At 68.6% G+C, this 6,308-nt stretch carries 7 protein-coding genes; 2 read left to right on the top strand and 5 right to left on the bottom strand.

The features are described from left to right. Positions 1-356: 356 nt before the first annotated feature. The 3 genes from ACZ5VC_RS10070 to thyX form a co-directional block, all read right to left on the bottom strand. The gene (locus ACZ5VC_RS10070; protein ID WP_469119574.1) at positions 357-2,042 is read right to left on the bottom strand and encodes a ribonuclease J; all 1,686 of its coding nucleotides are present in this window, start codon (positions 2,040-2,042) and stop codon (positions 357-359) included. A 125-nt stretch (positions 2,043-2,167) separates the two neighbouring features. Then, positions 2,168-3,067, bottom strand: a complete 900-nt coding sequence (gene dapA, locus ACZ5VC_RS10065; protein WP_469119573.1) for a 4-hydroxy-tetrahydrodipicolinate synthase — start codon at positions 3,065-3,067, stop codon at positions 2,168-2,170. Between the two features lie 180 nt (positions 3,068-3,247). Next, positions 3,248-3,988 carry an FAD-dependent thymidylate synthase gene (gene thyX / locus ACZ5VC_RS10060; RefSeq protein ID WP_469119572.1) on the bottom strand — a complete coding sequence of 247 codons (741 nt, stop codon included), beginning with the start codon at positions 3,986-3,988 and terminating at the stop codon, positions 3,248-3,250. Between the two features lie 187 nt (positions 3,989-4,175). Here thyX and ACZ5VC_RS10055 point away from each other — a divergent pair, with 187 nt between their 5' ends. Both ACZ5VC_RS10055 and ACZ5VC_RS10050 read left to right on the top strand, forming a co-directional pair. Further along, on the top strand, positions 4,176-4,415 hold the full coding sequence (locus ACZ5VC_RS10055; RefSeq protein WP_469119571.1) for a hypothetical protein: 240 nt from the start codon (positions 4,176-4,178) through the stop codon (positions 4,413-4,415). Between the two features lie 94 nt (positions 4,416-4,509). Continuing rightward, positions 4,510-5,070 carry a hypothetical protein gene (locus tag ACZ5VC_RS10050; RefSeq protein ID WP_469119570.1) on the top strand — a complete coding sequence of 187 codons (561 nt, stop codon included), beginning with the start codon at positions 4,510-4,512 and terminating at the stop codon, positions 5,068-5,070. A 6-nt stretch (positions 5,071-5,076) separates the two neighbouring features. Here ACZ5VC_RS10050 and ACZ5VC_RS10045 read toward each other — a convergent pair whose 3' ends face one another. Both ACZ5VC_RS10045 and dapB read right to left on the bottom strand, forming a co-directional pair. After that, positions 5,077-5,538: a hypothetical protein gene (locus ACZ5VC_RS10045; RefSeq protein WP_469119569.1), complete on the bottom strand. Its 462-nt coding sequence runs from the start codon at positions 5,536-5,538 to the stop codon at positions 5,077-5,079. Then, positions 5,538-6,290 (bottom strand): 4-hydroxy-tetrahydrodipicolinate reductase, encoded by a 753-nt coding sequence (gene dapB, locus ACZ5VC_RS10040; RefSeq protein ID WP_468706301.1) that lies wholly within the window; start codon positions 6,288-6,290, stop codon positions 5,538-5,540. The genes ACZ5VC_RS10045 and dapB overlap by 1 nt, the downstream gene beginning before the upstream one ends. Between the last annotated feature and the right edge of the window lie 18 nt (positions 6,291-6,308).

Genomic DNA, 6,308 nt, shown 5'->3' with positions numbered 1-6,308 from the left:
TTGGCACGCTGTTGAGTTCTCAAGGAACGGACGCTTCCTTTGTACTCACCCTCGCGGGCTTTCCTCCGGGCTTCCCTTCGGTATTTCGTGTTTCCGACTCTATCAGACTCTTTCGTGTCCGATTCCCCGTCGGAGCGGGGTTCGATTTGCTTTCCAGTTCCTCGCTTTCGCGATTCCCTTTCCGGCGGCTCCGACTTTATCAGAGATTCTCAGTCGGAATTTCCATCCCCTCCCGGTTGGCCCTATCGCGCACATGACTGTGCGGGCTTCCCGTTCAGGTGGAGCCGTAAACGTACTGGAGCGGGGCGCCCCGATGCAAATCGAGGGGCCCCGCTCCACGAACGAGCTGGTCGAGGTCAGACTTCGACGACGACCGGGAGGATCATCGGGCGCCTGCGATAGGTGTCCGAGACCCACTTGCCGACACTGCGGCGGATCAGCTGCTGGAGCTGGTGGGGCTCCACCACGCCGTCCTGGGCCGACTTGTTCAGGGCCTCCTCGACCTTCGGGACGACCGCGTTGAACGCCGAGTCCTCGATGCCGGAGCCGCGGGCGTGGATGTTCGGTCCGCCGACGATCTTGCCGGTGGTGGAGTCGACCACGACGAAGACCGAGATGATGCCCTCGTCCCCGAGGATGCGACGGTCCTTCAGGTGGACCTCGGTGACATCGCCGACCGAGAGGCCGTCGACGTACACATAGCCCGCCTGGACCTTGCCGACGATCCTGGCCTTGCCGTCGACCAGGTCGACGACGACGCCGTCCTCGGCGATGACGATGTGGTCCTTGGGGACACCCGTCAGCGCGCCGAGCTCGGCGTTGGCGCGCAGGTGGCGCCATTCGCCGTGGACCGGCATCAGGTTCTTCGGCCGGCAGATGTTGTAGAAGTACAGGAGCTCGCCGGCCGAGGCGTGGCCGGAGACGTGCACCTTGGCGTTGCCCTTGTGGACGACGTTGGCGCCCCAGCGGGACAGACCGTTGATCACGCGGTAGACCGCGTTCTCGTTGCCCGGGATGAGCGACGACGCCAGGATCACCGTGTCGCCCTGGACGATACGGATCTGGTGGTCGCGGTTGGCCATGCGCGACAGGGCCGCCATCGGTTCGCCCTGGGAGCCCGTGCAGACGAGGACGACCTCGTGGTCCGGCAGGTCGTCGAGGGTCTTGACGTCGACGACCAGGCCGGCCGGGACCCGCAGGTAACCCAGGTCGCGGGCGATGCCCATGTTGCGGACCATCGAGCGGCCGACGAAGGCGACCCGGCGGCCGTACTCGTGGGCGGCGTCGAGGATCTGCTGGATGCGGTGGACGTGGCTCGCGAAGCTGGCCACGATGATCCGCTTCTGGGCGTTCGCGAAGACCGTGCGCAGGACGTTGGAGATGTCCTTCTCCGGCGGGACGAAGCCCGGGACCTCGGCGTTCGTCGAGTCGGACAGCAGGAGGTCGATGCCCTCCTCGCTGAGCCGCGCGAAGGCGTGCAGGTCGGTGAGACGGCCGTCCAGCGGGAGCTGGTCCATCTTGAAGTCGCCGGTGTGGACGGCCATGCCCGCGGGGGTGCGGATGGCGACGGCCAGGGCGTCCGGGATGGAGTGGTTGACGGCGATGAACTCGCAGTCGAACGGGCCCAGGTTCTCCCGGTGCCCCTCGGCCACCTCGAGGGTGTAGGGGCGGATCCGGTGCTCCTGCAGCTTGGCCTCGATGAGGGCGAGCGTCAGCTTGGAGCCGATGAGGGGGATGTCCGGCTTCAGCCGGAGCAGGAACGGGACGCCGCCGATGTGGTCCTCGTGGCCGTGCGTGAGCACGATGCCGTCGATGTCGTCGAGGCGGTCCCGGATGGTGGTGAAGTCCGGCAGGATCAGGTCGACGCCCGGCTGCTCCTCCTCGGGGAAGAGGACGCCGCAGTCGACGATGAGCAGACGGCCGTCGTATTCGAAGACCGTCATGTTCCGGCCGATCTCACCGAGCCCGCCGAGCGGGGTGACGCGAAGGCCTCCCTTGGGCAGCTTCGGCGGGGCGCCGAGTTCAGGATGCGGATGACTCAAAAGACTCTCCTCACCACACGCGCCACGTACCGCCTGGGCACGTGGCGCGCATGACATTCGTGCACTTGCTGTTGTCTGTTGTCGATCTCGTCTTCAGATCGGATATTCAGTTGTGAAGTCTGTGGCTAGAGCTGTACCCCGCCTGCGGCGAGATCGAGCTTGAGCCGGGCGGTTTCTTCGGGCGAAAGCTCGACCATGGGCAGGCGCAGGGGGCCGCCCGGGAGGCCCTGGAGGGCGAGGGCGGCCTTGGTGGTCATGACGCCCTGGGTGCGGAACATGCCCGTGAAGACCGGGAGCAGTCGCTGGTGGATCTCGGTCGCCTTCTGGACGTCACCGGTGAGGTGGGCGTCGAGCAGGGCCCGCAGTTCCGGGGTGACGACATGGCCGACGACCGAGACGAAGCCGCAGGCTCCGACGGAGAGCAGCGGCAGGTTCAGCATGTCGTCGCCGGAGTACCAGGCGAGGCCGCTGCGGGCGATGGCCCAGCTGGCGCGGCCGAGGTCACCCTTGGCGTCCTTGTTGGCGACGATACGCGGGTGGTCGGCGAGGCGCACCAGGGTTTCGGTGTCGATCGGGACGCCGCTGCGGCCGGGGATGTCGTAGAGCATCACCGGGAGGCCGGTGGCGTCGGCGATGGCCGAGAAGTGCCGGAACAGGCCCTCCTGCGGGGGCTTGTTGTAGTACGGCGTGACGGCGAGGAGGCCGTGCGCGCCGGAGCGCTCCGCTGTGCGGGCCAGCTCGATGGAGTGGTGGGTGTCGTTGGTGCCGATGCCGGCGACGACGTGGGCTCGGTCGCCGACTGCCTCCAGGACCGCTCGTACGAGCTGGTCTTTCTCCGCGTCGCTGGTGGTCGGGGACTCTCCGGTGGTGCCGTTGATGATCAGGCCGTCGTTGCCTGCGTCCACCAGATGGGCGGCCAGTCGCTGGGCACCGTCGAGGTCGAGTGCGCCGTCCGCCGTGAAGGGCGTGACCATGGCGGTGAGGACCCGCCCGAAGGGGGTCTGCGGAGTGGAGATCGGAGCCATGGGTAACACGCTACTCGCTGCTCAGGGCCCGGTGCCCCCTCGGGGGGATGTCGAGAAGTGGATCCCGGCACTGCCTGCTCGGGGGTTCAAGCAGTGCCGGGTCCGTTTGATCAGCCTAGATGAACTTCACGAAACGCCGCAATACGGACACTTCGCTCCGCTCCTCCGTACATCTGTGCGCTACGGGGCCATACGACCGTTCTTGTTGAAGGCCGCATGGGTGAGCGGCATGAGCCGCGCCCAGTGCTGCTCCATCTTCTCGCCGACCATCTCGATCTCACGCTGTGGGAAGGACGGGACCTTCGCGAGCTCGTGCTGGGTGCGCAGTCCGAGGAAGTGCATCAGCGAGCGGGCGTTGCAGGTGGCGTACATCGAGGAGAAGAGACCGACCGGCAGGACGGCCCGGGCCACCTCGCGGGCGACGCCGGCGGCCAGCATCTCCCGGTAGGTGTCGTACGCCTGCCGGTAGGAGTCCTCCATGGCGCGGCCGACCAGCTCCTGCTGCGCCTCGGTGCCCTCGACGAAGACGTACTTCCCGGGACGGCCCTCCTGGACCAGCTTGCGGGAGGCGTCGGGGACGTAGAAGACCGGCTCCAGCTCCCTGTAGCGGCCGGACTCCTCGTTGTACGACCAGCCCACCCGGTGCCGCATGAACTCGCGGAAGACGAAGATCGGGGCGCTGATGAAGAAGGTCATCGAGTTGTGCTCGAAGGGGCTGCCGTGCCGGTCCCGCATCAGGAAGTTGATGAGCCCCTTGGAGCGCTCCGGGTCCTTCTGGAGCTCCTCCAGCGACTGCTCGCCGGCGGTGGAGACGCGAGCGGCCCACAGGACGTCGGAGTCGGCGGCGCTGTGCTTCACCAGCTCGACTGTCACGTCACTGCGGAAGCTGGGCTTGAGGTCTTCGGCGGGGGTGTCGCTCACCGGCGGGGTCCTTCCAATTGCGTCGCTCGGGCGCCGCCCACTCTACGGGGAGCCACCGACAGGGCCGTGCCGAGCGAGCCGGTGAGACGTTCTTTGGCCAATTCGGCGAAATGGGGCACCGAATCGTGGGTACGCACGTCTCTACCGGTAGCAGCGTCCAGTCACGAGGATCAAGGAGATTCCCCTCATGTTCAGCCGGCGAGAAGCCGTCCCGTTCGCATTCGTCGCCGAGGCGGACCGCTTCCGCAGTAACGTCACTCCGCCGCCGAGAGAGCGTCTCGGGGCATCGCAGCTCATGGGTCGTACGCTGATCGGGCTGACCGTCGTGGCCGGTCTGGTCGGATCGCTGCTCTTCGGGCTTCCGGCCCTGGAGACCGGCCAGTCCGCCACCCGTCACCAGCAGTCCGAGGCCGCCGAGGGCCGGTGACTCGGACGGACCCCCTGGGTAGCCGGGTGAGGGGCCGCTGGGTAGCCTCACCGGGCACAGTGCAATCGAGCGTGCTTGTGAGTGAGGATCAGTCGTGCCCCTGCCCTTTCTGACGGCCGACCGCGCTTTTGACGCGAACGATGACGTCGCCCTGCCGTTCGACGACCACGACCACTGGCGCCGGCCCTACCGGCCGGGCCCGTGGCGCGTGGGCGCGGCGGCGCTCGTCCTCCTGCTCGCCTCGTTCGTGCTCCTCGCGACGGTCATCATCGCCGCCGCGGGAGCGCTGCCGGCGGCAGGCGCCTGCTTCGGCGTGGCGGCCGTGCTGATCATCGGGGCCCTGCGGATGCTTCGCATCGGGACCTGGGTGAGCGCGCACGGGGTGCGCCGGGTCGGTTTCCTCTCGACCACGACGGTGCCGTGGGGCAGGGCGACGGCCGTACGGACCGTGCAGCAGCCGGTGCGCTGGCTGGGACTGCCCCGCACGGTGCAGGGGCAGGCGCTCGTCGTCGTACGGCAGGGTGGTGAGCAGCTCGCGCTGCTCACCGACCACAACGCGGACTTCCTGTCGAGGCCCGAGGCGTTCGACCGCGCGGCCGACGCGGTCGAGGCGTGGAGCGCCGAGTACGCGCCCGCCGCCCCCACCGCCGTCTGAGCGGCGTCAGGGGCGCTGGGCGCTGAGCGGCCGGTCCTCGTGGAGCGCGATGGCGCGCTGCATCGCCTTGCGGGCGCGGGGGGTGTCGCGGGCGTCCTGGTAGGCGATCGCGAGACGGAACCAGCAGCGCCAGTCGTCCGGTGAGTCCTCGGTCTCGGCCTTCCGCCGGGCGAACACCTCGTCGGCCGAGTCGCGGTCGATGCGGCCGGCGGGAGTGCGGACCAACTCGTCGACGGGCAGGCCGCCTTCGGCCTCCAGCTCGGCGGCGAGCCTGTTGGCCCTGGTGACGAACCGCGTGTTGGCCCAGAGGAACCAGACGCCGATCGCCGGGATCACCAGAGCGGCGGCGCCTATTCCGATGCCGAGCGCGGTGCCCAGCTGAATCAGCGCGACGGCACGGCCGCCGACCAGGACGAAGAAGACGACCAGGACGGCTGCCGTGACGAAGTACGTGATCTTGGCACGCATCAGTGGAGATCCAGGAAGTTTTCCAGGCCGAAGGTGAGGCCCGGGGTGGTGACCACGCGGCGGGCGCCGAGCAGGATGCCCGGCATGAAGCTGCTGTGGTGCAGAGAGTCATGACGGATCGTCAGGGTCTCCCCCTCGCCGCCGAGCAGTACCTCCTGGTGGGCGAGCAGGCCGCGCAGACGGACCGCGTGCACCGGCACTCCGTCGACGTTCGCGCCGCGGGCGCCGTCGAGGGCGGTGGCCGTGGCGTCGGGCTGCGGGGCGCAGCCTGCCTTCGACCGGGCCTCGGCGATCAGCTGTGCGGTGCGGGTGGCCGTCCCGGAGGGGGCGTCGACCTTGTTCGGGTGGTGCAGCTCGACGACCTCGACCGATTCGAAGTAACGGGCGGCCTGGGCCGCGAACTTCATGGTGAGGACGGCGCCGATGGAGAAGTTCGGCGCGATGAGCACACCGGTCCCGGGCGACGCGTCGAGCCAGCTGCCGAGCTGCGCGAGACGGTCCTCGGTCCAGCCGGTGGTGCCGACGACCGCGTGGATGCCGTGGCGCACGCAGAAGTCGAGGTTGCCCATCACCGAGGCGGGCGTGGTCAGCTCGACCGCGACCTGGGCGCCCGTCTCGGCGAGCGTCTCCAGCTTGTCGCCCCGGGACAGCGCCGCGACCAGTTCCATGTCCTCGGCGGCCTCCACGGCTCGTACCGCTTCGGAGCCGATGCGGCCCTTGGCTCCGAGGACCGCCACGCGCAGCTTGCTCATTGCTCTGACTCTCTCTTC

This window comes from Streptomyces sp. NPDC033174, assembly GCF_055577795.1.
Note: the sequence above shows the minus strand (reverse complement) of the source record. Positions and strands in the feature narration are given on the sequence as shown.

Coding starts and splice junctions, on each gene's coding strand:
- dapA (WP_469119573.1), bottom strand. CDS start 3,067: ATGGCTCCGATCTCCACTCCGCAGACCCCCTTCGGGCGGGTCCTCACC.
- ACZ5VC_RS10055 (WP_469119571.1), top strand. CDS start 4,176: ATGTTCAGCCGGCGAGAAGCCGTCCCGTTCGCATTCGTCGCCGAGGCG.
- ACZ5VC_RS10045 (WP_469119569.1), bottom strand. CDS start 5,538: ATGCGTGCCAAGATCACGTACTTCGTCACGGCAGCCGTCCTGGTCGTC.
- dapB (WP_468706301.1), bottom strand. CDS start 6,290: ATGAGCAAGCTGCGCGTGGCGGTCCTCGGAGCCAAGGGCCGCATCGGC.